The organism is Cupriavidus basilensis (genome assembly GCF_029335485.1).
GTDB classification, from domain to species: domain Bacteria; phylum Pseudomonadota; class Gammaproteobacteria; order Burkholderiales; family Burkholderiaceae; genus Cupriavidus; species Cupriavidus basilensis_E.
Genome location: NZ_JARJLM010000711.1, coordinates 1 through 23,670 on the forward strand (window position 1 = coordinate 1; position 23,670 = coordinate 23,670).

Annotated in this window: 22 protein-coding genes, 1 other RNA gene and 1 riboswitch; of the genes, 14 read left to right on the forward strand and 9 right to left on the reverse strand. The window is 67.5% G+C overall.

The features are described 5' to 3' along the window. Positions 1–14 precede the first annotated feature (14 nt). Positions 15–458, forward strand: a complete 444-nt coding sequence (locus P3W85_RS43675; protein WP_017228591.1) for a DNA polymerase III subunit chi — start codon at positions 15–17, stop codon at positions 456–458. Next, complete coding sequence (locus P3W85_RS43680) at positions 455–1,021, forward strand: hypothetical protein (protein ID WP_017228592.1); 567 nt, start codon at positions 455–457, stop codon at positions 1,019–1,021. Before P3W85_RS43675 ends, P3W85_RS43680 begins: the two co-directional genes overlap by 4 nt. A 426-nt stretch (positions 1,022–1,447) precedes the next feature. Here the strand turns inward: P3W85_RS43680 and ilvD are convergent, their stop codons facing one another. After that, a complete protein-coding gene (gene ilvD / locus P3W85_RS43685) occupies positions 1,448–3,121 on the reverse strand; it encodes a dihydroxy-acid dehydratase (protein ID WP_276269399.1) in 1,674 nt (557 codons plus the stop codon). 181 nt (positions 3,122–3,302) lie between these two features. Here ilvD and P3W85_RS43690 point away from each other — a divergent pair, with 181 nt between their 5' ends. Next, a complete protein-coding gene (locus P3W85_RS43690) occupies positions 3,303–4,334 on the forward strand; it encodes a LysR family transcriptional regulator (RefSeq protein ID WP_017228594.1) in 1,032 nt (343 codons plus the stop codon). 93 nt (positions 4,335–4,427) lie between these two features. Further along, entirely contained in the window at positions 4,428–5,240 is an 813-nt protein-coding gene (gene lgt / locus P3W85_RS43695) for a prolipoprotein diacylglyceryl transferase (RefSeq protein WP_035814003.1), read from the forward strand. A 254-nt stretch (positions 5,241–5,494) separates the two neighbouring features. Here the strand turns inward: lgt and P3W85_RS43700 are convergent, their stop codons facing one another. Beyond that, entirely contained in the window at positions 5,495–6,469 is a 975-nt protein-coding gene (locus P3W85_RS43700) for a Bug family tripartite tricarboxylate transporter substrate binding protein (protein ID WP_276269400.1), read from the reverse strand. A 133-nt stretch (positions 6,470–6,602) separates the two neighbouring features. Next, on the reverse strand, positions 6,603–7,568 hold the full coding sequence (locus P3W85_RS43705; protein ID WP_276269401.1) for a LysR substrate-binding domain-containing protein: 966 nt from the start codon (positions 7,566–7,568) through the stop codon (positions 6,603–6,605). A gap of 188 nt (positions 7,569–7,756) precedes the next feature. Between P3W85_RS43705 and P3W85_RS43710 the strand changes: the two genes are divergently transcribed. The 7 genes from P3W85_RS43710 to P3W85_RS43740 all read left to right on the forward strand — a co-directional run bounded on the left by P3W85_RS43710 (position 7,757) and on the right by P3W85_RS43740 (position 15,812). Further along, positions 7,757–8,929 (forward strand): CaiB/BaiF CoA transferase family protein, encoded by a 1,173-nt coding sequence (locus P3W85_RS43710; protein ID WP_276269402.1) that lies wholly within the window; start codon positions 7,757–7,759, stop codon positions 8,927–8,929. Further along, positions 8,926–9,765: an HpcH/HpaI aldolase/citrate lyase family protein gene (locus P3W85_RS43715; RefSeq protein WP_276269403.1), complete on the forward strand. Its 840-nt coding sequence runs from the start codon at positions 8,926–8,928 to the stop codon at positions 9,763–9,765. Before P3W85_RS43710 ends, P3W85_RS43715 begins: the two co-directional genes overlap by 4 nt. Positions 9,766–9,982: 217 nt before the next feature. Then, complete coding sequence (locus P3W85_RS43720) at positions 9,983–10,759, forward strand: GntR family transcriptional regulator (protein ID WP_276269404.1); 777 nt, start codon at positions 9,983–9,985, stop codon at positions 10,757–10,759. Between the two features lie 10 nt (positions 10,760–10,769). Then, on the forward strand, positions 10,770–12,203 hold the full coding sequence (locus tag P3W85_RS43725; RefSeq protein WP_276269405.1) for a malonyl-CoA decarboxylase domain-containing protein: 1,434 nt from the start codon (positions 10,770–10,772) through the stop codon (positions 12,201–12,203). Positions 12,204–12,308: 105 nt separating this feature from the next. Next, entirely contained in the window at positions 12,309–13,295 is a 987-nt protein-coding gene (locus tag P3W85_RS43730) for a Bug family tripartite tricarboxylate transporter substrate binding protein (RefSeq protein ID WP_017226499.1), read from the forward strand. 88 nt (positions 13,296–13,383) lie between these two features. Continuing rightward, positions 13,384–14,166: an enoyl-CoA hydratase/isomerase family protein gene (locus P3W85_RS43735; RefSeq protein WP_276269406.1), complete on the forward strand. Its 783-nt coding sequence runs from the start codon at positions 13,384–13,386 to the stop codon at positions 14,164–14,166. A 92-nt stretch (positions 14,167–14,258) separates the two neighbouring features. Then, entirely contained in the window at positions 14,259–15,812 is a 1,554-nt protein-coding gene (locus P3W85_RS43740; protein WP_276269412.1) for a malonate--CoA ligase, read from the forward strand. 130 nt (positions 15,813–15,942) lie between these two features. On the opposite strand, the gene P3W85_RS43745 is transcribed toward P3W85_RS43740, so the two are convergent. From P3W85_RS43745 to P3W85_RS43770, 6 genes are all read right to left on the reverse strand, one after another. Continuing rightward, on the reverse strand, positions 15,943–16,644 hold the full coding sequence (locus P3W85_RS43745; RefSeq protein WP_276269407.1) for an SIMPL domain-containing protein: 702 nt from the start codon (positions 16,642–16,644) through the stop codon (positions 15,943–15,945). Between the two features lie 126 nt (positions 16,645–16,770). Continuing rightward, on the reverse strand, positions 16,771–17,583 hold the full coding sequence (locus tag P3W85_RS43750; RefSeq protein ID WP_276269408.1) for a sulfite exporter TauE/SafE family protein: 813 nt from the start codon (positions 17,581–17,583) through the stop codon (positions 16,771–16,773). Between the two features lie 113 nt (positions 17,584–17,696). Continuing rightward, the gene (locus P3W85_RS43755; RefSeq protein WP_017225214.1) at positions 17,697–18,191 is read right to left on the reverse strand and encodes an EVE domain-containing protein; all 495 of its coding nucleotides are present in this window, start codon (positions 18,189–18,191) and stop codon (positions 17,697–17,699) included. Between the two features lie 182 nt (positions 18,192–18,373). Continuing rightward, positions 18,374–18,586, reverse strand: a non-coding RNA gene (gene ssrS, locus P3W85_RS43760) — 6S RNA. A gap of 309 nt (positions 18,587–18,895) precedes the next feature. Beyond that, a complete protein-coding gene (locus P3W85_RS43765) occupies positions 18,896–19,237 on the reverse strand; it encodes a cell division protein ZapA (protein ID WP_017225215.1) in 342 nt (113 codons plus the stop codon). Continuing rightward, positions 19,234–19,551 (reverse strand): hypothetical protein, encoded by a 318-nt coding sequence (locus P3W85_RS43770; protein ID WP_017225216.1) that lies wholly within the window; start codon positions 19,549–19,551, stop codon positions 19,234–19,236. Before P3W85_RS43770 ends, P3W85_RS43765 begins: the two co-directional genes overlap by 4 nt. Positions 19,552–19,760: 209 nt before the next feature. Further along, positions 19,761–20,005: riboswitch (cobalamin riboswitch) on the forward strand. A 229-nt stretch (positions 20,006–20,234) separates the two neighbouring features. On the opposite strand from P3W85_RS43770, the gene P3W85_RS43775 reads away from it, so the two are divergent. The 3 genes from P3W85_RS43775 to P3W85_RS43785 form a co-directional block, all read left to right on the forward strand. Continuing rightward, the gene (locus P3W85_RS43775; protein ID WP_430869723.1) at positions 20,235–22,091 is read left to right on the forward strand and encodes a TonB-dependent receptor domain-containing protein; all 1,857 of its coding nucleotides are present in this window, start codon (positions 20,235–20,237) and stop codon (positions 22,089–22,091) included. 15 nt (positions 22,092–22,106) lie between these two features. Then, the gene (locus P3W85_RS43780) at positions 22,107–23,105 is read left to right on the forward strand and encodes a FecCD family ABC transporter permease (RefSeq protein WP_276269410.1); all 999 of its coding nucleotides are present in this window, start codon (positions 22,107–22,109) and stop codon (positions 23,103–23,105) included. 5 nt (positions 23,106–23,110) lie between these two features. Then, positions 23,111–23,670 (forward strand): ABC transporter ATP-binding protein (locus P3W85_RS43785; protein WP_276269411.1); only part of this gene is annotated, 560 nt, incomplete at its 3' end.

A 23,670-nucleotide genomic window follows, 5' to 3' on the forward strand; every position in this document is an offset into this window, starting at 1 on the left:
TGTCTTCTTTGCCCATGACGCGTATCGATTTCCACAGCAACGTGCCCGACAAGCTCGGCTACGCCTGCCGGCTGGTCCGCAAGGCCTACGGCGCCGGCCAGAAGCTGGTGGTGCATGGCACGCCGGACCAGCTGGCGCAACTCGACATGCGCCTGTGGACATTCTCCGCGCTTGATTTCCTGCCCCATTGCGGGGTCGACAGCCCGCACGCCGAGGTGACGCCGATCGTGCTGGCGGCCACGCTGGACCAGGCCCCGCATCACCAGCTCCTGATCAACCTCGACACCCGGCCGCCCGCGCAGTTCGCCAGCTTCGAGCGCATGATCGAGGTGGTGGGCAGCGACGCCGACGACCGCGCCGCGGGCCGCGAGCGCTTCCGGCTCTACCGTGAGCGCGGCTATCCGCTGGCTCACCACGATATTGCCCAGGCCGGGCAGGGCAAGGGGGGCGCCGCATGACCGAACGCACCACCTCGCGCGTGATTCCGCGCATGGGGCCGAACGACAGCATCCCGTTGCTGACGGAGGTCGTTGAACTGCCCGCCGATGGCGCCACGCCGCCCCTGCCCGGCGCGGGGGCCATGCCAGGCGCCGCGGCGCGGGCCGGTGACGCCGGCCCGCCTGCGCAGCTTAACGACGCGGCCTGGCCTGGGGCTGTGACCCACGTCGTCATGCCGATGGAGCCTGGCTCTGCCGTTCCCGTGCCCGACGTGCCCACGCTGTCCCAGCCGGCGCCGTCCACGCGTGACGGCGCCTATTCCGTTTCCCACGCCAGCGCGCCGCCGCCCAGCGAGGAAGAACTGCGCGCGGTACGCAGCGAGCTGCTGACCCGCGTGATGATGCGCTTTCGCACCGAATGGCCGCAGGTGGTGGAGGCCCATACCGAGGCCACGCTGCAATCGCGGCTGGCCCCGCTGACAGCACAGCTGGCGTCGGAGCTGACGCAGGCGCTGGAGGCCCGGCTGGTGGAATGGCTGGACGCCACGCTGGAAGAGATCGAGCGGGACCCGGGCGGGATGTGAGGGGAGGGGGTACGGTTTGATTGCAACTGCAACTGCAACTGCTTAACTTCAAAAGCCTAAAGTCAAAGGCAGTTTCACCTCCCCTGCTGGGAGGCGACCTGCTTTCTTGTCTTGCCAAGAAAGTAGGCAAAGAAGGCGCCCCATACGGCCAGCAAACCCTGACGGCTCGCTTCGCATCGCGCTTGGGTGTTTGCCGCCCCTCGGGGCGGCAAACACGGCTACACCGAGTCGGTGTTGGGGGAACAGCGCTTCTTTCTTGGTGCTTCGGTCCCTTCGTTTCGTTCTTCGTACTGTGGCTGTGAGGGATTGCATGTCAGGGCAATTCGCTTGGCCTCACGCAGCCTCCATCGCACCATGGAAAAAGCCCGCGATCGCTCGCGGGCTTTTTCCATTTCGGCAGTGAAGACCGGACCGTATGCCTCAGCCTCAGTCCGTCACAGCCCCCTTGCTCGCCGTCGAAGCCAGCCTGGAGAACTTCGCCAGCACGCCGCGCGTGTAACGCGGGGCCGGTTGCTGCCATGCCGCGCGGCGCCTGGCCAGCTCTTCCTCGCTCACGTTGAGCTGCAGCAGCAGCTTGTGCGCGTCGATGGTGACGGAGTCGCCTTCGTGCACCAGCGCGATGGTGCCGCCCACGTGGGCTTCCGGTGCGACGTGGCCGACCACCATGCCCCAGGTGCCGCCCGAGAAGCGGCCATCGGTGATGAAGCCGACCGATTCGCCCAGGCCCTTGCCGATGATGGCCGAGGTGGGGGCCAGCATTTCAGGCATGCCGGGGCCGCCCTTGGGGCCCAGGTAGCGCAGCACCAGGATGTCGCCGGCGTTGATCTTGTCGGCCAGGATGGCGTCCATGGCGCTTTGCTCGTCCTCGAACACGCGGGCCGGGCCGGTGATGACGGGGTTCTTCAGGCCGGTGATCTTGGCGACCGCGCCTTCTTCGGCCAGGTTGCCCTTCAGGATGGCCAGGTGGCCTTCCTTGTACAGCGCCTTTTCGATCGGCAGGATCACGTCCTGGTCGGCACGCGGGGTGTCGGGCACGTTTTCCAGTTCCTCGGCCAGGGTGCGGCCGGTGATGGTCAGGCAATCGCCATGCAGCAGGCCGGCCTTGAGCAGGATCTTCATGACCTGGGGAATGCCGCCCGCGCGGTGCAGGTCGGTGGCCACGTACTGGCCGGAGGGCTTCAGGTTGCAGATCACCGGCACCTTGCGGCGGATGCGCTCGAAGTCGTCGATGGTCCATTCCACTTCGGCCGAGTGGGCGATCGCCAGGTAGTGCAGCACGGCGTTGGTGGAGCCGCCGGTGGCCATGATCAGCGAGACCGCGTTCTCGATCGACTTGCGCGTGATGATGTCGCGCGGCTTGATGTCCTTCTTGATGGCATCGACCAGCACGCGTGCCGACTCGGCGGCGCTGTCGACCTTTTCCTGGTCCGGGTTGGCCATGGTCGACGAGTACAGCAGCGACATGCCCAGCGCCTCGAACGAGGAGCTCATGGTGTTGGCGGTGTACATGCCGCCGCACGAGCCCGACGACGGGCAGGCGTTCTTTTCCACGCCTTCGAAGTCTTCCTGGGTCATGCGGCCGGCGGTGAATTCGCCCACGGCCTCGAACGACGACACGATGGTCAGGTCCTTGCCCTTCCAGTTGCCCGGCTTGATGGTGCCGCCGTAGACGTAGATGCCCGGCACATTGGTGCGCGCCAGCGCGATCATGCCGCCCGGCATGTTCTTGTCGCAGCCGCCGATCACGACCACGCCGTCCATCCACTGGCCCTGGGCCGCGGTCTCGATGCAGTCGGCGATGACCTCGCGCGAGATCAGCGAGTATTTCATGCCTTCGGTGCCCATCGACATGCCGTCCGAGATGGTCGGGGTGCCGAAGATCTGCGGATTGGCGTCGGAGGCCTTGATGGCGGCAACAGCGGCGTCGGCCAGGCGTTGCAGGCCGGAGTTGCACGGCGTGATGGTGGAGTGGCCGTTGGCGATGCCTACCATCGGCTTGTCGAAGTCTTCCTTCTTGTAGCCCAGCGCGTAGTACATCGAACGGTTGGGGGAGCGCGCCACGCCTTGCGTGATGTGCTGCGAGCGTTTGTTGTATGCCATGGGAATCTCCGGGGGGGAAGTGTGCCGGCCTGCGCAGGCGGTTTGGCTGGTTCAGCTATCTGCCACCTGAAGACCGGGCAGGCGCTCGCCATGTTGTCGAGGAGAGCATGCCGCTTGCCTTTTATGGTGTCAAATATATTATTCAACCTTTATTGAGTCGAAAGACATATCAGGAGCCGATGTGGACCTGCGCCAGTTGCGCTATTTCGTCACCGTGGCCGAAGAGCTGCATTTTGGCCATGCTGCGCGCCGCCTGGCCATGACCCAGCCCCCGCTATCCCAGCAGATCCAGGCGCTGGAGGAGGAGATCGGAGTGCAGCTGTTCGCCCGCACACGGCGTTCCGTGGCGCTGACCCCGGCCGGCCAGCAATGGCTGCCCGAGGTGCGCCGCGTGCTGGCCGACGCCGCCGCGCTGCCGGGACTCGCCCAGCGGCTGGCGCGGGGGGAGGCCGGCTCGCTCTCGCTGGCCTTTGTCAGCACGGCCGACTACGGCATCCTGCCCGACCTGCTGCGGCGCTTTCGCACGCGCCATCCCATGGTGCACCTGCAGTTGCGTGAAGCCACCAGCGATATCCAGCTGGAGGCGCTGATGGAGGGCAGCATCGATGCCGGGCTGGTGATCCGTCCGCAACTGCCGGCGATGCCGCCTGGCGTTTGCTACCTGCCGCTGGTGCGCGAACCGCTGGTGATGGCGGTGCCGCAGGGCTGGCGTCCGGCTGGCGCTGAAGGGGAGGGCGCCGCCGCGGATGGTAGTGTTTCACTCAAAGATGCGGGGCATGAGCCGCTTATCATCTTCCCGCGGCGAAGCGCGCCGGCGTTTTATGACATCATTACGGGCTGCTATGCGCGCGAAGGCCTGACGCCGGTCATTGCCCAGGAGGCCATCCAGATGCAGACCATCGTCAGCCTGGTGTCGGCCGGCATGGGCGTGGCGCTGGTGCCGGCCTCGCTTTGCAACCTTCGGCGTACCGGTGTGTCCTACCTGCCGTTGCGCGGCGCCGGGCCCGATATCGAGACCGGCCTGGTCTGGCGGGAGGCCGGCGCGGGCAGCGTAAGCCCGGTGCTGGGGTCGTTTATCGAGATTGCCGGGGCGCTGGCTGCTGCCATGACCGTGACGCAAAAGGCTGGCATAAAGCCGGAAATAAAACCCGGCGACCAACCGGACCGCAAGCCGGGCAGAAGGCGCCCGGCGCAGCCGCAGCCCGAGCGCTGAGTCCGGCGCCCCGGCGGCTTCCCGATGCAGGGCGCGCAGGTCACCGGACACAGGACGCATGCGGTCTTCTTACAACCCAACTTCACGGCAAACATGCTGATTCATCCCCAATTCGATCCGGTCGCCATTCACCTCGGCCCGCTCGCCATCCGCTGGTACGGGCTGATGTACCTCGCCGGCTTCATCATGTTCCTGGGGTTCGGCCGGCTGCGCATCCGCCAGCCGCATATCGCCGCCCAGGGCTGGAGCGCCAAGGACCTGGACGACATGCTGTTCTATGGCGTGCTGGGCGTGATCCTGGGCGGGCGCCTCGGTTATGTGCTGTTCTACAAGGCCGACTACTATTTCTCCCACCCCCTCGAGATCTTCAAGGTGTGGGAGGGCGGCATGGCCTTCCACGGCGGCTTCCTGGGCGTGGTGGTGGCGATGTGGCTGTTCGCCAAGCTGCGCGGCCGGCACTGGATGGAGGTCACCGACTTTATCGCGCCGATGATCCCCTGCGGCCTGGCCGCAGGGCGCATCGGCAACTTCATCAACGGCGAGCTATGGGGCCGCCCCACCGACCTGCCGTGGGGCATGATCTTCCCGCAGGCCGGCGACAATATCCCGCGCCATCCTTCCCAGCTCTACCAGTTCGCCGGCGAAGGCGTGGCGCTGTTCATCGTCCTGTGGCTGTTCTCCAGGAAGCCGCGGCCCATGGGCGCGGTCTCGGGCGTGTTCCTGATCGGCTACGGCGGTTTCCGCTTCCTCGCCGAGTTTGCGCGCGAGCCGGACAATTTCCTTGGCCTGCTGGCGCTGAACTTCTCCATGGGCCAGTGGCTCAGCCTGCCGATGATCCTGGCGGGCGTGGCGATGGTGGTGTGGGCTTATCGCCGCGGGCATGCGGCGCAGGCTTCGGTGCGATAGCGCCTTTGGCGGCGGATGAATGGATAGCGGGTGCAGGCTGCTCTGCTGGCCTCACACGCTTGACAACCTCAGCCCAAAGCGCCGGACCAGGCTGACCGGACGCGCCAGCGCAGTTTGAAGTGCCCGGTGGTTGTCACTCCCTCTCCGCGCATGGGGAGAGGGGGCTAGTAGCTACAAGAAGCGAAGCGGGAGAGGGGAGCGAACCGGCCGTGCCACGAGGCCTCGCTCTGACCATCAAGCCGCCCGCTGCGGCCTCAGTCCACCTGCGCCCCGGACTTCTTCACGATCACGGCCCACTTGTCCATATCGGCCTTGAGCATGGCGGCGAACTGCTGCGGCGTGCCGGTGAGCGCTTCCGCCCCCTGCGCTGCCAGCTTGTCGCGCAGGGCCTTGTCGGCGAGCGCTGCCTGCATGGTCTGGGACAGCTTTAGCGTGACCTCCCTGGGCGTGCCCTTGACCGCGAACAGGCCCACCCACAGGTCGCCGCTATAGCCCGGCACGGTCTCGCCGATGGTGGGGATGTCCGGCGCGAAAGGCGAACGTTTGGCGGAACTGACGCCGAGCGCGCGCACCTTGCCCGCCTTGATATGCGGCAGCACCGACGGCAGGCTGGCGAAGGCCAGCGGCACTTGGTTGCCGAGCACGTCGTTGAGCGCCGGGGCCACGCCCTTGTAGGGCACGTGCTCCAGCTTGATGCCGGCCATGCTGTTGAGCATCTCGCCCAGCAGGTGGTTCAGGGTACCGTTGCCGGCCGAGGCGAAGCGGTAGTAGTCGGGTTTGGCCTTGGCCATGCCGATCAGCTCCGGCAGCGTCCTGGCCGGGAAAGCGGGATTGGCCACCAGCACATTGGGCACGCTTGCCACCGGCGAGATCGGCTCGAAATCGCGCACCGGGTCGAACGGCACCTGACGGTACAGCGAGGGATTGATGGCCTGTGTGCTGCTGATGGTCATCAGCAGGGTGTAGCCGTCGGGCGCGGCGCGCGCGGCTGCCTGCGTGCCGATATTGCCGCCGGCGCCGGGGCGGTTTTCCACCACCACCTGCTGGCCGAGGCGTTGCGACAGATCGGCCGCGACCAGGCGGGCGACGATGTCGTTGGTGCCGCCGGGCGCCTGCGGCACGATCATCTGGATGGGTTTGACCGGGTAGGCCTCGGCCTGCGCGGCGACGCTGGCGAACAGCGAGATCGCCGCGGCGATGCCGGCCAGGGCATGGCGGGTGCGTTGCATGGTGTCTCCTCGATGTCGGGTGGCGCACCGGCTTTTTTCGTCTGGCCGCGCCTTTGCCCGTTGCTGGCGGCAACTCTACACGAGGGGTTCACGCCCGGGAAATTCAATCGCCGACTAGCGCCATAAGTATTATTTATTCCGGCACGGCGTCCGGCATGCCCGGCGCCGGCTTCAGCGAGCCGCCCTGCGCAATGCGCGCGGCGACGATCTCGCGCAGGATCTCGGCCACCGCTTCCGCCGCGCGCGTGCGCGGCAACGCGCGCGGCCAGCACAGCGACAGCGTACGGCGCAGCTCGGGCAGGATCAGCCGGGTGGGCATGGCGGCATCGCTGGGGTTCACCGCGGAGGCCGGCAGGATGGTGCAGGCCAGTCCCTCGCGCGCGGTGGCCAGCAGGCAGGACAGGGAGTCGAGATCGGCCACCACGTTCGGCGCAACGCCGGCCTGCGCGAAGTTGCGCTCGAGCACTTCGCGCAGGCCCTGCGAACCGCTTGGCAGCGCCAGCGGCACGCCCGCCAGCTGTTTGAGCGCGATGGTGCCGCGGCCAGCCCCGGCCGGGCGGCGCCGGCGGGCGCCGGTGCTCTCCGGCAGGTTGCCGATCAGGTAGAGCGACTCGCTCGCCAGCGCCTCGGGTTCGATCGCGCGCGAGGGCGTGTCGCGGAACAGGATGGCGAAATCCAGCCGGTTGTTGTTGAGCAGTTCCGAGATATAGCCGCTCATGCTTTCGAACAGCTGCAGGCGCACCTGCGGATAGCGCTCCCGCACCGCGCGGATCAGCGGCATGCCGAAGGCGGCGGCGGCCGTGGTGGGCAGGCCGATGGCGACCGCGCCGGAGACCCCGGCGCCCGCGGCCCGCACGTCGGCCCCGGCGCTTTCCACCTGCTTGAGGATGGTGCGCGCATGACGGTACAGCGTCTTGCCGGCTTCGGTGGGCTTCACGCCCTTGGGGCCGCGGTGCACCAGCGGCACGCCGTACTCGGCTTCGAGCGCGGCCAGCTGCTGGCTCAGCGCGGGCTGCGCCACGCACGCCACTTCGGCGGCGCGGGTCAGGCTGCCGTGATCGACGATGGCCACGAAGTAGCGCATGGAGCGGATATCCATCGGGTGTCCTTGGATGCTGGAGGAAGGGTAGGAACGGGGCAGGTATTTATTCTACTTATAGCCCGCCAGGTATTCCCTATTTCCCAGCAGGCGCGGCTGCGGCTAGATTGTGGGCTGGCCGTGCGCGCTCGCGTGCGCGCCGGCACCTTCCAACCCGTCATCGCACCACCGTGCCACCGGATCAAGCCATGTCCCAACCGCTGAAAGGCATCACCGTCGTTTCCCTGGAGCAGGCCATCGCCGCGCCTTTCTGCACGCGCCAGCTGGCCGATCTCGGCGCGCGCGTGATCAAGATAGAGCGCCCTGGCGCGGGCGATTTCGCGCGCGCCTACGATGGCCGCGTGCACGGTCTGTCCTCGCACTTCGTCTGGACCAACCGTTCCAAGGAAAGCCTCACGCTCGACGTCAAGCACGCGCAGGCGGCGCCCGTGCTCGATGCGCTTCTGGCCAGGGCCGACGTGCTGGTGCAGAACCTGGCCCCCGGCGCGGCGGCGCGGCTGGGGCTGGACTACGCCGCGCTCAGCGAGCGCTTTGCGCGCCTGATCGTCTGCGATATCTCGGGCTATGGCGCCGATGGTCCCTACCGGGACAAGAAGGCCTACGACCTGCTGGTGCAGAGCGAATCGGGCTTCGTGTCGGTGACGGGCACGCCTGCGGAAGGCGTCAAGGCCGGCGCCTCGGTGGCCGACATCGCCGCCGGCATGTATGCCTACAGCAATATCCTGGCGGCCCTGATCGAGCGCAGCCAGAGCGGGCGCGGCAAGCGCATCGACATCTCGATGCTGGAGTCCACCGTGGAGTGGATGGGCTTTCCGCTCTACTACGCCTTCGACGGCGCCGAGCCGCCGCCGCGCGCCGGCGCGGCCCACGCCACCATCTACCCGTATGGCCCGTTTCCCACCGGCGATGGCAAGACCGTGATGCTGGGCCTGCAGAACGAACGCGAGTGGAAGGTGTTTTGTGCGAGCGTGCTGGAGGACCCGGCCCTGGCAGCGCATCCCGACTATGCCGACAACAGCCTGCGCAGCGCCAATCGCGCCGCGCTGCGCGCGCGCATCGTGGCAGCCTTTGCCGCCCTCGACGCAGAGCAGGTTACCGCGCGCCTCGACGCGGCGGGCATCGCCAATGCGCGCGTCAACACCATGGCCGACGTCTGGGCCCATCCGCAGCTGGCCGCGCGCGAACGCTGGCGGCAGGTCGAAACGCCGGCGGGCCCGGTGCCGGCCTTGTTGCCGCCGGGCGCGCAGGACGCCCGCATGGACCCGGTGCCCGCGGTCGGCCAGCATACCGGCGCGGTGCTGGCCGAACTGGGCCTGACGCCCGAGCAGGTCGAGGCGCTGCGCGGCGTGGGGGCGGTATGAGCGCGACCGCCAAGCTGCATGCGCTGGCGCGCAGCTACCTGTTCGTGCCCGCCACGCGTGCCGAGCGCATCGGTCTCGCCATCGGATCGGGTGCCGATGCGGTGATCGTGGATTTCGAGGACGCGGTGGCGCCGCAGGCCAAGGTGTCCGCCCGCGAGGGCCTGCGCGCAGGCTGGGCGCAATGGCAGGCGCAGGCTGCTGCTGCCGGCGTGGCACTGCTGGTGCGCGTGAATGCCGCCGGCAGCGAGTATCACGCGGGCGACCTGGACTGGTGCCGCGCGCAGCAGGCCTTTGGCCTGGTGCTGCCAAAGGCCGACGCGGTGGCGCTGGCGGCCCTGGCCCGCGCCATGCCGCAGGCCCGCTGCTATCCGCTGATGGAAACCGCGGCCGGCTTTGCCGACCTGCGCGACGTGAGCCGCGCCGCCGGCGTGGTGCGGCTGCTGTTCGGCAGCATCGACCTGATGTTCGACCTTGACGTGGCGGACGAGGACGAGCCGCTGGATTATTTCCGCAGCAAGCTGGTGGCGCATTCGCGCGCGGCGGGCTTGCCGGCGCCGGTGGACGGCGTCTGCACGGCGCTGGGCGATGCCGCGGAACTGGCCCGGCACACCGCGCGCGCGCGCCGCTTCGGTTTTGGCGCCAAGCTGCTGATCCATCCGCAGCAGGTGGCGCCGGTGCATGCCGGCCTGGCGCCGTCCGCCGACCAGCTCGCCTGGGCGCGGCGCATCGTGGCCACTGCCGCGGATGCCAATGGCGCTGCGGTCGCCGTCGACGGCAAGATGGTCGACCGGCCGGTGCTGGAGCGGGCGCGCAGGATCTTGCAGCAGGCCGGATAAGCGCGGTCCGCGCACGGTCCCCGGCTTCGCCGCGCCGGCGCCTCGCGAGCCGCCTTCCGGCAGTCCCGCCTGCCATGCGGGAGTGACTCATGCGGCTCCGCAGCATCGAATTCGCTTGTCATCCCGCTACGGTTATTCATAATTATGAATTATTGGGACTGGCAAGACACTGCGGCAGCCATCCCGATGCCAACGCCATCTTCCCTCCGGAGACGTCATGCGCATCGTCCAGCAGGCCCTGTATCTCGAAGTCGCGGAGCGCCTGCGCGCCATGATCGACGAGCACGTGCTGATGCCCGGCGCGTGGATCGACGAAGCCAGCGTGGCCGGATCGATGGGGATCTCCCGCACGCCGATGCGCGAGGCGCTCAAGGTGCTGGCCGCCGAAGGGCTGGTGCGCCTCGAGCCGCGCCGGGGGTGCTTCGTCAATGCGCTGTCCGAGCAGGACCTCGACGAGATCTTTCCGCTGATGGCGCTGCTGGAAGGGCGCTGCGCCTACGAGGCCGCGCGCAATGCCACCAGCACCGACCTGGACGCGCTCGAAAGCCTGCACGCCGACCTGGCGCGCTATGCGCAGGCCGGCAGTATCGACGCCTACTACGAAACCAACTACCAGATCCACGAGGCGATCCAGCGCCTGGCCGGCAACCGCTGGCTGTCCGGCCTGATTGGCGACCTGCGCAAGGTGCTGCGGCTGTCGCGCCACAAGAGCCTGAAATTGCCAGGGCGCATGCAGGAGTCCTGCGCCGAGCACCTGTCCGTGTTCTCCGCGCTCAAGGCGCACGATCCCGAGGGCGCCGAAACGCTGATGAAGACGCACTTGCTGCGCCAGCGCGGCGCGCTCCGGGCGCTGGATGCGGCGGAGGCGGTGCCGCATGCCGACAGCGCCGACGCGGTGCCGGATACCCGCGCGCCGCGGCGTGGACGCCTGCGGCTGGCGGGCAAGGACGGCGGCAGCGCCGGCTCGTCGGACAAATCTTCCATCGATCGATAGCAGGTAGCCAATGGATTCCCTCAGCGAACAGAAAGTCAGCGCGCCGCTCAGCGGCCACGAGCCCGCCGGTGAAACCCTGTTGTCGCGCTTTGGCCGCTGGTGGGGGCGCAAGGGCGAGCGCGATGCCGCCGGCAAGGCCAGGCCGGATGCCAGGGCCGACGCCAAGGCTGCGGTATTGCCGGCGCGCGTGCTGCGCCGGCAGCGCGAGCAATTGCGCCAGTGCTTCGACGCGCGCCTGACCGACGGCGCCGCCAATACCGCCGCGCAATCCTGGCGCGCCGAGTACGAGGCGGCCGGAGACGATGCGCGCCAGGCCATGCTCGGCGTGCTGGCGGAAGTGGCGGCCAGCGGCAGCGCGGAGGCGGGCGAGGACGGCAAGGCGGGCAAGTCCGCCTCCGGACTGTCGCAAGCGCTGTCCAACGCGCGCATCCGCTTTTTCAAGCGGCTGGCGGCCTTGCACGGCGAGCAGGGCGGCAGCGTCTGCGGCCTGCATTTCCTGATCGGCCTGCGCGCCGACATGCTGCGCTGGCATAAACGCGTGCCGGGCCTGCGTCCGCTCGACGACGATCTCGAGGCGCTGTTCTCCAACTGGTTCGACGTGGGCCTGCTGGAGCTGCAGCCGATCACCTGGGACTCGCCGGCCTCGCTGCTGGAGAAGCTGATCCGCTATGAAGCCGTGCACGAGATCGCCTCCTGGGCCGACCTGCGCAACCGGCTCGACTCGGACCGCCGCTGCTACGCCTTCTTCCATCCGCGCATGCCGCGCGAGCCGCTGATCTTCGTCGAGGTGGCGTTCGTGCCAGAGATGGCGGCCAACGTCCATGCGCTGCTGGACGAGGCCGCGCCGCTGGAGGACCTGCGGCGCGTGAAGTGGGCCATCTTCTATTCGATCTCCAATACGCAGGCGGGCTTGCGCGGCGTGAGCTTCGGCAACTTCCTGCTCAAGCGGGTGATCGAGGAATTGCAGCGCGAATTCCCCAAGCTGAAGCAGTTCGCCACGCTGTCGCCGATTCCCGGTTTCGCCGAGTGGCTGCGCAAGCAGGATGGCGAGACGGTCGCCAGGGTGCTGGGCGACAAGCGGCTCGCGCGCTGGCGCGGCGATCATGGCAGCCAGCCGGCGGATGGCGCCGCCTGGCTCGCCGCATTGCCTGCCGGCTCGGAGGACGCGCAGGTGCGCGACACCGCGCTGGCGCTGGCCGCGCACTATCTGGTGCGCGAGCGCCAGCAGGCGCTGCCGGCCGATCCGGTGGCGCGCTTCCACCTGGGCAACGGCGCCTGCGTGGAGCGCCTGAACTGGGCTGCCGACCTGTCCCGCAAGGGGCGCGCGCAGTCGTTGGGCATGATGGTCAATTACCTCTACGTGACCGAGGCGCTGGATGACAATCTGGCTCGCCTCGGCAACGGCAACCCACGGATCAGCCGCGCCGTCGGGAAGTTGTTGTGACCCTGGCCAGGTCGTAGGCAGGGCCTTGTCGCCGGGCTGTTCGGGCAGCCCTTTGCTTGATCCTTCGAAATACCTTCCGCAGCATAAGAGAGAGGAGACAGAACAATGAATCGTCGTCAGTTTCAACTGGCAGGGCTGGCCTGCGCGCTCGGCGCGGGTCTTGGCGCGGTTGCCACCGCGGCGCAGGCCGATACCTGGCCGTCCAAGCCGGTCACCGTGATCGTGCCGTTCCCGGCCGGCGGCGGCACCGACGCCTTTGCCCGTCCGCTCACCGCGCAGCTTTCCAAGCAGATGGGCAAGCAGTTCGTGATCGACAATCGCGGCGGCGCCGGCGGCACGGTGGGCGCCAGCATTGCCTCCAAGGCGGCACCGGATGGCTACACCGTCTTCATCGGCGGTGCCCACCATGCGATCGCACCGTCGTTCTACAAGAAGCTGGACTACGACATCGAGAAGGATTTCATCCCGGTCACGGTGATCGCGCAGCCGCCGCAGGTGATCGTGGTGAACCCGGCGAAGGTGCCCGCCAGCACGCTGGGCGAACTGATCGACTACGCCAGGAAGAATCCCGGCAAGCTCAACTACGGCTCGGCCGGCAACGGCTCTTCCCACCATCTGGCGGGCGAGCTGTTCAAGCTGCAGACCAAGACCTTCATCACCCATATTCCCTACAAGGGGGCGGGGCCGGCGCTGTCGGACCTGATGGCCGGCCAGGTGGACATGGTGTTCGACGGGCTCGGTTCCTCGGCCCAGCATATCCGCGGCGGCCGCATCAAGGCGCTGGCGGTGGCATCGAACAAGCGTTCGGCCACCGTTCCCAACGTGCCGACCGCGGCCGAGGCCGGCGTGAAGAACTATGACGTCTCCACCTGGTATGCGATGTGGGTGCCCAAGGGCACGTCCAAGGAGATCGTCGATAAACTGTATGCCGAAGTGGAGAAAGCACTGAGCACGCCCGAGATGAAGCAGATCTGGCTTGCCAACGGCTCGGATATCCCGGTCTACACGCAGGAACAGTTTGCACAGTTCCAGCGCGCCGAGATCAAGCGCTGGGCCCAGGTGGTGCAGCAGTCCGGCGCCAAGATCGATTGAGTCGATTGAGTCGATTGAACCGATTGAACGGATTGAAGAGGAATCGAAGCATGCATACCGATACGCCCGGAATGCCGGGAGAGCGCGCATGAGCGGTGCGGTGGAGTTCACGCGTGACGGCGACGTCGCCACCGTCACGCTGTCGCACGCGGGCAAGCTCAACGCCATCTCGGTGGCGATGTGGCGCGCGCTGGCGGAAGGCTTCGCGCGGCTCTCGGCCGATACCTCGCTGCGCTGCGTGGTGGTGCGTGGCGCCGACGGCAATTTTGCGGCCGGCGCCGACATCGCAGAGTTTCCCGAAGAGCGTGGCGATGCCGCCGCGCTGCGCCGCTATCATGCCGACGTGATCGCGCCGGCGCTGGCCGCCGTCTGCGGCTGCCTGCATCCCACGGTGGCCTGGATCGAAGGGGTCTGCGTGGGCGGCGGGCTGGAGATCGCCTGTCACTGCGACCTGCGTATCGCCGCCGACGACAGCCGCTTCGGCGTGCCCATCAACCGGCTCGGGTTTCCCATGGCGCCCGGCGAGCTCGGCGGGCTGCTGGCCCTGGCGGGGCGCGCCGTGACGCTGGAAATCCTGCTGGAGGGGCGCGTATTCGACGCCGCCGAGGCCCGCGACAAGGGCTTGCTGACGCGGGTCGTGCCACGCGAATGGCTGGCCGACGAAGTGGCAGCGGCGGTGACGCGCATTGTTGCCGGCGCGCCACTTGCTGCCCGCATCAACAAGGAAACCATCCGGCGCCTGTCGGCGTCGCCCGAGCCGCTGAGCGCGGCGGAACAGGACGCGCACTTCCGCTACGGCGGCAGCGCCGACCATGCCGAGGGCGTGGCCGCGTTCCTGGACCGCCGCCCGCCGCGCTTTACCGGGCAGTAGCAACGGGCCTATCATGACCGGCTGTTGAGCTGGCCGGCTATCGAGCGCCCACGCCTATGCTATTGCCGATTCCGTTTTATATCTTCCGCAATATGAACGCCAACCTGTTCGCCCTGTTCGAATCCCGCTTTCCGGCGGACCGCAGCGCCTGCTGCATTGAAACCCACGACGGCCTCTACTACAGCTGGGACGACCTTGATCGCGCCACCGCCAAGCTGGCCAACCTGCTGAGCGCGCTCAAGCTGCCCGAGGGCGCGCGGGTGGCGGTGCAGGTGGAGAAGTCGCCCGAGGCGTTGTTCCTGTACCTGGCCACGCTGCGCGCCGGCTACATCTACCTGCCGCTCAATACCGCCTACCAGGAAGCCGAGATCGACTACTTCGTCGGCAACGCGGAGCCGGCCGTGGTGGTGTGCAGCAGCGCCAATTTCGGCTGGGTCTCCAAGGTGGCGTTCCGCCACGGCACCCGTCATGTCTTCACGCTGGACGAGGACCGCTCAGGCTCGCTACTGGCCCGCGCCGCCGCGCAGCCGGACTCCTTCCGCACGGTGGCGCGCGGCGCCGACGACCTCGCCGCCATTCTCTACACCTCGGGCACCACGGGCCGCAGCAAGGGCGCCATGCTGAGCCACGGCAACCTGGCCGCCAACGCCAGGACCCTGCATGAATACTGGGGCTGGCGCAGCGACGACGTGCTGTTGCACATGCTGCCGATCTTCCACGTGCATGGCCTGTTCGTGGCCTCGCATGGCGCGCTGCTGGCCGGCGCCAAGATGATCTGGGCGCCCAGGCTCGACATGGCGCAGGTGCTGAAATTCCTGCCGCGCGCAACGGTGATGATGGGCGTGCCGACCTACTACGTGCGCATGCTGCAGGAGCCGCGTTTCGACGACGACACCTGCCGCCGCATGCGGCTGTTCGTGTCGGGCTCGGCGCCGCTGCTGATGGAAACCTTCGATGCGTTCCGCGCGCGCACCGGGCACACCATCCTGGAGCGCTACGGCATGAGCGAGACCGTGATGCTGGTCTCCAATCCCTATGAGACAGAGGCCGGCGAGCGTATCGGCGGCACCGTGGGCAAGGCGCTGCCGGGCGTGTCGGTGCGCGTGGCGGATGGCGACGGCAAGCCGTGCGCGGCGGGCGAAATCGGCAATGTGGAAGTGCGCGGCCCCAATGTGTTCAAGGGCTACTGGCGCATGCCGGAAAAGACGCTGGAAGAATTCACCGAAGACGGCTGGTTCAAGACCGGCGACGTCGGCCGCTTCGGCGGCGCCATCGTCAGCCAGGCCGGCGAGCGCAAGGTGCCAGACGACTACCTGACCATCGTCGGCCGCAGCAAGGACCTGATCATCTCCGGCGGCTACAACGTCTACCCCAAGGAGATCGAGAGCTTCATCGACGAGATGCCCGGCGTGGCGGAGAGCGCCGTGATCGGCGTGCCGCACGCGGATTTCGGCGAGGCCGTGGTGGCGGTGGTGGTCGGCAAGCCGGGCGCCGCGCTCGACGAGTCCAACCTGATCGGTTCGCTCAAGGGACACATCGCCAACTTCAAGGTGCCCAAGCGCGTGCACCTGGTGGAAGAATTGCCGCGCAACACCATGGGCAAAGTGCAGAAGAACGTGCTGCGCCAGCAGTTCGCGGCCTTGTAGGCCGGTCGGGCCGGTCGGGCCGAGCGGGGTGGCGGTCGATGCCGCCGCCCCGTCGTCACGCGGTGCAGGCGCTCGTTCTCTCCCGAGGCATGGGAGACGGAAGCATGCGCCCCGCTGGCGAGCGCGCGGCTTACTTCAGCATCTGCACCGAACCGTTCACTGTCACGGTGACCTGGGCCTTGCCGCCCTCGACCGGTACCGGCACGGAGTCGGCCATCATGGCCTTGGCCGCGTACATGCGCGGCATCGGCTGCACCGCGCCGACTTCGCCCACCTGCACTTCACGGATGGTATAGCTGCCGTAGCCGAACAGTCTGGTGGTAGCCTGCGCCTTGTCGCGGAACGAGGCCACGGCCTGTTCGGTGAGCCTGGCTTCGGCCGCCTGGCGTGCTTCCCGCGACAGCGAGAAGGTGATGTTCTGCACCTGCATCTGGCTGGCGAGCTGGCCCGCGAGCCTGGATACCGCAGTGAAGTCGCGGGATTCCAGAATCACCTCGGCGCGGCCGCGCCAGGTGCTGATGCGCCCGTTCTTGTCGTTGGACGGATAGATGCTGAAGCCGCCGGATTGCGCCTGCACGCCGCTGGTACGCTTTGCCTGCGCGATCACTTCCTGCGTCTTGGCCGACAGCGACGAGGAGATGGCGCCCGGCTCGGCACCTTCCTGCTCGGCCGTCAGCGTGAGGTGGACCACGTCGGTCGGCACTTCGGTGGCGGCCTGGGCGGACAATGACAGCACGCCGGCGGGCGCCGGCTCGTGGACCGGACCGCCGCCCTGGGCGGAAGCGGCCATGGCGGTGGTACCCAGCAGCGTTGCGGCAAGCAGTTGTTTCATGACGTTCTCCCTTTCAAAACGATGCGTATCAGACGCGCGGCTCGGGTGATCGTTCCGTAACGTCGCGATCGGCCTTGTATCTACTTGTATCCGCCGCGCTCTGGCTTTTCTTCGCCATGCGGATGTTCAGAACGCATGCCAGGCCTTCCACAGCATGTAGGCCGACAGGCAGAACAGCAGGCAGGCGAAGATCTTCTTCAGCTGTGCGACATCCATGCTGTGCGCAGTGCGCGCGCCCAGCGGCGCGGTCAGCACGCTGGCCGTGGCGATGACCGCCAGGGCGGGCAGGTAGATATAGCCGAGCGATCCGGGCGGCAGCCCGGCCTGGCCCAGCCCGCTCCATGCATAGCCGATCACGCTCGCCACCGCGATGGGAAAGCCTAGCGCGGCCGAGGTGGCCACGGCGTTGTGGATGGGCACATTGCACCAGGTCATGAACGGCACCGAGACAAAGCCTCCCCCCGCGCCCACCAGGCTGGACAGGAAGCCGATCACTCCGCCGGCGCCGAGCATGCCCGGCGTGGCCGGCAGCTGCCGGTGCGGCGCCGGCCTGCGGTTGCGCAGCATCTGCCACGCGGAGAAGCCGACGAAGAGCGAGAACAATAACGACAGCCAGCCGGTCTTGAGGGCCGCGAATACCTTGCCGCCACCGATCATGCCGCCGATCAGGATGCCTGGCGCGAGGGCCAGCACCAGCTTCCAGCGCACCATGCCGCGCTTGTGGTGGGCGCGCACCGAGGACAGCGAGGTGAACAGGATGGTCGCCATCGAGGTGGCGATCGCCATATGCACGATGGCCTCGGCCGGAAAGGCCATGGCGGTGAACAGCAGCGTGAGAAACGGCACCATCATCATGCCGCCGCCCACGCCGAGCAGGCCCGCGCAGAAGCCGGTGAAGGCACCGAGCAGCAGCAGTCCGGGAATCAGGGAAGGGCTCATGAGGCGGGATCGAATTTGCGGGTGTTGCCGTTATGTTGCCGGCAGCCTGTTTCCACGCTGCCTTGCGCCGCTGGGCGCAGTCGCGCCGCGATGCGCGCCGGTGCAGCGCGGCTTCAGCGCATCAGCCGCGTGGTGATGAAGCGCCATTCGGCCGGTGTCACCGGCGTGATCGACAACCGGTTGCCGCGGCGTAGCACGACCATGTCGGCCAGTTCCTCGTGCGCGCGCAGGTCGGCCAGCGAGATCAGCGGGCTCTTGCCGGCAAAGCGCACGTCGACCAGCATCCAGCGCGGTTCGTCTTGCCTGGAGGCTGCATCGTAGTAGTCGCTCTTCGGGTCGAACTGGGTGGGGTCGGGGTAGGGTTGCGAGCTGACCTCGGCCAGGCCGGCAATGCCGGGCTGCGGACAGGAGGAGTGATAGAACAGCACGCCATCGCCGATGCGCATGGCGTCGCGCATGAAGTTGCGCGCCTGGTAGTTGCGCACGCCGGTCCATGGCAAGGTGCCCCGCTCGGCCAGGGTGTCGATGCTGGCCTCGTCGGGCTCCGATTTCATCAGCCAGTACTGGCGGGCGCGCGCGGCGGTATCGGCTTGCGGGGATCGGCTCATGGGCAGGGCAGGCGTGGCGTTGGCAACAGCGCTATGGTGCAGCAAGCCCGGGTAAAAGAAAACCGTGCGCGGGCACCGGTGGCTGCGCGCGGAGAAGCGAAAGCGGGCGCCCCGTGAAAAAACGCGGGCAAAAAACGTGGGCAAAGAAAAAGGCGGTGGTCAAAAAACCACCGCCTTTTAGAGGGGTCCCCGCCTCGGCCGCTGGATCGGCATCCTGAACCCAAGTGAGGTTCAGAGTGGCTGCGGAAGCCGCATTTCGGGTACATCACCAAATCAGGGAGTCCCGGACTGCAGACTATGAATCGAGTGACGCGCTCGCCCACGCGGCATTATCCCGCACCAACAAATGCTTATCGGTTCAAGGAATATGATCCTGACGAACCAGGCAGGGAAACTGTCAAACGTCTGACTTTGTTGCACTACCGAACATACTGCTCCGGACGTGCTGTCAGACGTTTGCCGTTTCGAACTAGGATGGGATGAAAACGGCGGTCAGGCGCGATAACCCGACCTAAGCGCCGCAACTATGTGGCTTCGTGCGGCTTGGCTCCACTATACACCGCACTGCTTTCCAATACCAAGCCCGTCTTTGCCTGTCGTTACATTTTGCTGACGCGCGCGGCACGTCGGCCACATAACGCATGCACGGCGCACGCATCGCCGCCCTGGCTGTGCCGTGCGGGGCACCGCCAGTGGCTGCGTTTTCAGCCGCGCGGCGCGGTCGTATTGGTGCCCACGTGGGCGTATTGGCGCAGCGCTTCGTCGGCGCGCTCGTTGAGTTCGCGGATGCGCGCGCGCACCGCGTCGACGGGAATCGCGCCGTCCTCCTGCTGCTTGCGCTTGAGCGACAGCAGGTCGGAGGCGATGCTGATGGCTGCCATCACGGCCACGCGCTCCACGCCCTTGGCGGAGACTCCCCCCTTTAGTCGGGTCATCTGGTCGTCTACCAGTGCCACGGCTTCGAGCAGCGCGGCTTCGTTGTCGGGCGAAATCGCGAACCGGTAGGACTGGCCGGCAATGTTGACTTCGACTTGCTTATTGCTCATGCGTTTTCTCCGGTAGCTTTTTCGCCGCCGCGGGCGGGTGTCTCGCCTTCGCCCAGCAGGTCGAGCTGGCGGGCGTCGCTGGCGGTGGGCAGCTTGTCGAGGATGGACTGGATGCGCAGCTGCGCTTCCTCGATCTTGATATTGAGCAGTTCGCGGTCGGCCGCCATGGCCTCGCGATCACCGCGCAGCTGGCTGGCCTCGGCCTGCAGGCGGTCGATTTCCTCGCGCAGCCGCTGGTTCTCGGCCGCGAGGGTGTCGGCATGGTGCAGCACGCGCCCGATCTTGGCGGCGAGTTGTTCGAGTTCGGTGAGCATGGAGCCTGTCATATCTAGGGTCTCGGGTATTGGGATTTTAGCCCAAGCGCCATCGCGCACACGGCGAAAGCAGTCGGGTGTGACCGGGCCAACGCGTCGAAAGTTGCACGCATCGTCGCTTAACGGCATTCGTGGCGACGTCTTTATGCCTGTTTCCAGCCGTTTTCCTGCTGATTTCCCGCACCATTGACGCTGGACTGGAAACTGCATACACTCGCGCACGTTCCAGGTGCTCGTAATCCTATTCACTACAGGGTTGCAGTTCAACGGGAAACAGGGAGCCAGCCACCGCCGCCAGGGCAGGGTAGGGCCAACCTGTGCTGCCCCCGCAACGGTAAGCGACCGCGATCGCAAGATCGCAAGGCCGACCCACATGCCACTGAACCGCAAGGTTCGGGAAGGCGGTCGGACCGATGTCGTCAGCCCGGATACCGGCCTGAACGAGAGCGCGCCCGCTTTTTTCACCGCCTTCCGGCACGAAGCAGCGGCGCGCTTCGTCGCCAGACGGTCCGCGGGGGAACGGACCAGGCTGTTCTCTCCCACTTCGCATCATGCGCTCATCGTCTTCCAGGTCGAGCCGTCCGGCATTGCCGGCGCACTGCCACACCGCTACCGTTTTCGTCACCCGCCAACTGCCCGCCGCGCTGGTCGCCTTGCTGGCCGCAAGCGCATCCGGTGTTGCCATGGCCCAGCCGGCCGAGTCGTCCACCGCCCAGCCGGCCTCCCAGCCAGCCGCTCAGCCTGTTGCCGACACCCAGCTCGCACCGGTGGTGGTTACCGCCACCCGCACCGCGCAACCGCTGACCGAGGCGCTGCCGCACACCACGGTGGTGACCCGGCAGGACATCGTCAATTCGCAGGCGCCCGATCTGCGTTCATTGCTGCGCACCCAGGCCGGCGTGGAGTTTGCCACCAATGGCGGCATGGGCGCCAATACCAGCCTGTTCATGCGCGGGGCCAATTCCAACCAGACGCTGATCCTGATCGACGGCGTGCGGGTCTCGGCGGCCAGCAGCGGCACCGCCCAGCTGTCGAATATCCTGCCCGACCAGATCGACCGTATCGAGGTGGTGCGCGGCAACGTCTCGGCGCTCTATGGTTCGGACGCGATCGGAGGCGTGGTGCAGATCTTCACCAAGAGCGGCGAGGGCCAGCCGCCGGCGGCCAATGCACAGGTCGAGTATGGCAGCAACAATACGCGCCAGGCTACGGTGGGCTACGGCGGCCAGGTGGGCGACACCTCGTTCAACGTCACCGGCTCCGCGTTCAAGACCGATGGCTTCTCGGCGATCAACGCCGCGCAGTGGAACGGGGATAATCCGGCCAAGGCAAAGAAGGGTATCGGCCCCAACCCGAACGACAATCCCTACGACAACAAGAGTGTATCGGGCCAGCTCAAGCACCGATTCTCGAGCGACTGGGACGCCGGCGTCAGCGCTTATTATTCCAAGAGCAAGCTCTCCTACGACAGCACCACGGGCAAGCCCACCGATGTCTGGTGGATGAACAGCGAGCTGTACACGGTGTCGGCGTTCGTCAATGGCAAGCTGACCCGGGACTGGACCACGCATTTCAAGGTGGCCCAGAGCGGGGACAACAGCGAAAACACCTTGAACGGCCTGTTCAACAGCAACTTCAATACGCGCAACCGGCAGTACACCTGGCAGAACGAATACGCGCTGGCGCCCACCCACAAGCTGCTGTTCGGCACGGAGTACGCGCAGCAGGAGTTCAGCTCGAATGTCTATGGCGCCCCGGGCCGCAATATTGCATCGGTGTTCGGCGGCTACGATGGCCGCCTGGGCAAGCACCAGCTGCAGCTCAATGTGCGCAACGACCACTATTCGGATTTCGGCAGCCAGGCGAGCTACTTCGCCGGTTACGGCTACAACGTGACCGACGCGATCAAGCTGATCGCCAACGCCAGCAATGCCTTTCGCGCTCCCACCTTCAACGAACTCTACTACCCCAACTATGGCCAGCCCGGCATCAAGCCGGAGCGCGCCAAGTCGGTCGAGGTGGGCGCGCAATACAGCACGGACAGCGTCGGCTTGCTGCGCGTGACCGCGTTCGAGACCCGCTACGACAACCTGATCACCGCGGCGTTGCAGCCCAGCGGCCTGTACCTGGCGCAGAATGTCAACAAGGCCAAGGTGCAGGGCATCGAGGCTTCCTGGCGCGCCAGGTTGATGGGCACCGACGTGGGCGCCAGCGCGACCTTCCAGAACCCGGTGGACGAGCAGAGCAACACGCAGCTGCTGCGCCGCGCGCGCCGCCATGTCGCCTTCGACGTGGGCCGCCAGTTCGGCGACTTCCGCCTGGGCGGCGAGTGGATCATCTCGTCGGCGCGTCTCGATAGCGGCTCGCGTACGCTGGGCGGATACGGTATCGTCAACCTCAATGCCCGCTACAACATCGACAAGCAATGGTTCGTCGCCGCCCGCGTGGAAAACCTGTTCGACAAGAACTACCAGCTCGCCTACCCCTTCAACACGCAGGGACGCGCCGGCTTTATCACGCTGGGCTGGCGCCAGCGCTGATGGTGGCCGCCTGAGATGCGCCGCGCATTCGCCGTCTGGCTGATGCTGGCCGCCACCGGGGTGGCGGTGTTCCTGCTGTCGCTGGCGGTGGGCAGCGTGTCGCTGTCGGGCGCCCAGGTCTGGCACGCGCTGTCCGGTGCCACTGACGATACCGCCGGCGCCATCGTGCGTGAGCTGCGCCTGCCGCGCGCGGCCGCTGCGTTTGCCTGCGGCGGTTTGCTGGCCTTGACCGGCGCGCTGATGCAGGTGCTGTTGCGCAATCCGCTGGCCGAGCCGTATGTGCTGGGCGTGTCGGGCGGCGCCGCCACGGGCGCGCTGACCGCCATGCTGATGATGTGGCCGTTGTGGGCGGTGCAGGCCGGCGCTGCCGGTGGCGCGCTGTTCTCGATGGTGCTGGTGGCCGTGCTGGCGCGGCGCGACCTGCTGCACCCGCAGGTGCAGGGCGGCCATCATGAGGCCGGCTCGCGGCTGCTGCTGACCGGCGTGATCCTGGCCGCGGGCTGGGGTGCGCTGATCACCCTGATCCTGAGCGTGGCGCCCGAGGCGCGCCTGCGCGGCATGCTGTTCTGGCTCACCGGCGATCTTGGCGGCACCGCCAGCTACGGGCTTGCACTGGGGGCGCTGGCACTGGCCGTCCTGCTGGCCATGCCGCTGGCGCGCGCGCTCAACGTGATGCTGCTCGGCGAAACGGTGGCGCAGTCGCTGGGCGTGCGGGTGGGCGCGGTACGCATGTCCGTGTTCGTGCTGGCCTCGCTGGCGATCGCGGTGGCCATCACTTCGGCCGGGTCGATCGGCTTTGTCGGCCTGGTGGTGCCGCACCTGGTGCGCCTGGCCTGGGGCAACGACCAGCGCCTGCTGCTGCCGGCTTCGGCATTGCTCGGCGGTACGCTGCTGATGGCAGCCGACCTGGTGGCGCGCACCGTGATCGCGCCGGCGCAGTTGCCGGTGGGCGTGATCACGGCGCTGCTGGGCGTGCCGACCTTTCTCTTCCTGCTGTTGCGCAGGCCGCGCTGATCCTTATGCCAAGCTGGAACGAACCCGCTTCGATTTGTCCGCCGCTGACGCTGCAGGCGCTGCAGCTGCGGGCCGGCGCGCGCGCGCTGCTCGATGGCCTGAGCCTGTCCGTGCAGGCCGGCGAGCTGTGGTGCATCGTCGGGCCGAATGGCGTCGGCAAGTCGACGCTGATGGCGGTGCTGGCAGGGCTGCGCAAGCCCGACGGCGGCGCCGTGCGGCTCGACGGCCGCGCGCCGCTGGAGATCCCGCCCGCGGCGCTGGCGCTGCGCCGCGCCTACCTGCCGCAGGCGGTGCACGATACCTTCTCGATGTCCGTGCGCGACGCCGTGGCCGTGGGCCGTCACCCGCACCTCTCCGGATGGGGCTGGGCCGGCCGCGAGGACGACGCGGTGGTCGCGGCGGTGATGCGCGAGCTGGACCTCGATGCGCTGGCCGCGCGCGACGTGCTGACCCTGTCAGGCGGCGAGCGCCAGCGTGTCTCGCTGGCGGCCACGCTGGCGCAGCAGGCGCCGCTGCTGCTGCTCGACGAACCGGTGGCCCACCTCGACCTGCGCCACCAGATCAT

Coding starts and splice junctions, on each gene's coding strand:
- P3W85_RS43740 (WP_276269412.1), top strand. CDS start 14,259: ATGAACGCCAACCTGTTCGCCCTGTTCGAATCCCGCTTTCCGGCGGAC.
- P3W85_RS43735 (WP_276269406.1), top strand. CDS start 13,384: ATGAGCGGTGCGGTGGAGTTCACGCGTGACGGCGACGTCGCCACCGTC.
- P3W85_RS43750 (WP_276269408.1), bottom strand. CDS start 17,583: ATGAGCCCTTCCCTGATTCCCGGACTGCTGCTGCTCGGTGCCTTCACC.
- P3W85_RS43745 (WP_276269407.1), bottom strand. CDS start 16,644: ATGAAACAACTGCTTGCCGCAACGCTGCTGGGTACCACCGCCATGGCC.
- P3W85_RS43680 (WP_017228592.1), top strand. CDS start 455: ATGACCGAACGCACCACCTCGCGCGTGATTCCGCGCATGGGGCCGAAC.
- ilvD (WP_276269399.1), bottom strand. CDS start 3,121: ATGGCATACAACAAACGCTCGCAGCACATCACGCAAGGCGTGGCGCGC.
- P3W85_RS43705 (WP_276269401.1), bottom strand. CDS start 7,568: ATGGATATCCGCTCCATGCGCTACTTCGTGGCCATCGTCGATCACGGC.
- P3W85_RS43755 (WP_017225214.1), bottom strand. CDS start 18,191: ATGAGCCGATCCCCGCAAGCCGATACCGCCGCGCGCGCCCGCCAGTAC.
- P3W85_RS43720 (WP_276269404.1), top strand. CDS start 9,983: ATGCGCATCGTCCAGCAGGCCCTGTATCTCGAAGTCGCGGAGCGCCTG.
- P3W85_RS43765 (WP_017225215.1), bottom strand. CDS start 19,237: ATGAGCAATAAGCAAGTCGAAGTCAACATTGCCGGCCAGTCCTACCGG.
- P3W85_RS43675 (WP_017228591.1), top strand. CDS start 15: ATGACGCGTATCGATTTCCACAGCAACGTGCCCGACAAGCTCGGCTAC.
- P3W85_RS43725 (WP_276269405.1), top strand. CDS start 10,770: ATGGATTCCCTCAGCGAACAGAAAGTCAGCGCGCCGCTCAGCGGCCAC.
- P3W85_RS43775 (WP_430869723.1), top strand. CDS start 20,235: ATGGCCCAGCCGGCCGAGTCGTCCACCGCCCAGCCGGCCTCCCAGCCA.
- P3W85_RS43780 (WP_276269410.1), top strand. CDS start 22,107: ATGCGCCGCGCATTCGCCGTCTGGCTGATGCTGGCCGCCACCGGGGTG.
- P3W85_RS43710 (WP_276269402.1), top strand. CDS start 7,757: ATGTCCCAACCGCTGAAAGGCATCACCGTCGTTTCCCTGGAGCAGGCC.
- lgt (WP_035814003.1), top strand. CDS start 4,428: ATGCTGATTCATCCCCAATTCGATCCGGTCGCCATTCACCTCGGCCCG.
- P3W85_RS43730 (WP_017226499.1), top strand. CDS start 12,309: ATGAATCGTCGTCAGTTTCAACTGGCAGGGCTGGCCTGCGCGCTCGGC.
- P3W85_RS43700 (WP_276269400.1), bottom strand. CDS start 6,469: ATGCAACGCACCCGCCATGCCCTGGCCGGCATCGCCGCGGCGATCTCG.
- P3W85_RS43770 (WP_017225216.1), bottom strand. CDS start 19,551: ATGCTCACCGAACTCGAACAACTCGCCGCCAAGATCGGGCGCGTGCTG.
- P3W85_RS43715 (WP_276269403.1), top strand. CDS start 8,926: ATGAGCGCGACCGCCAAGCTGCATGCGCTGGCGCGCAGCTACCTGTTC.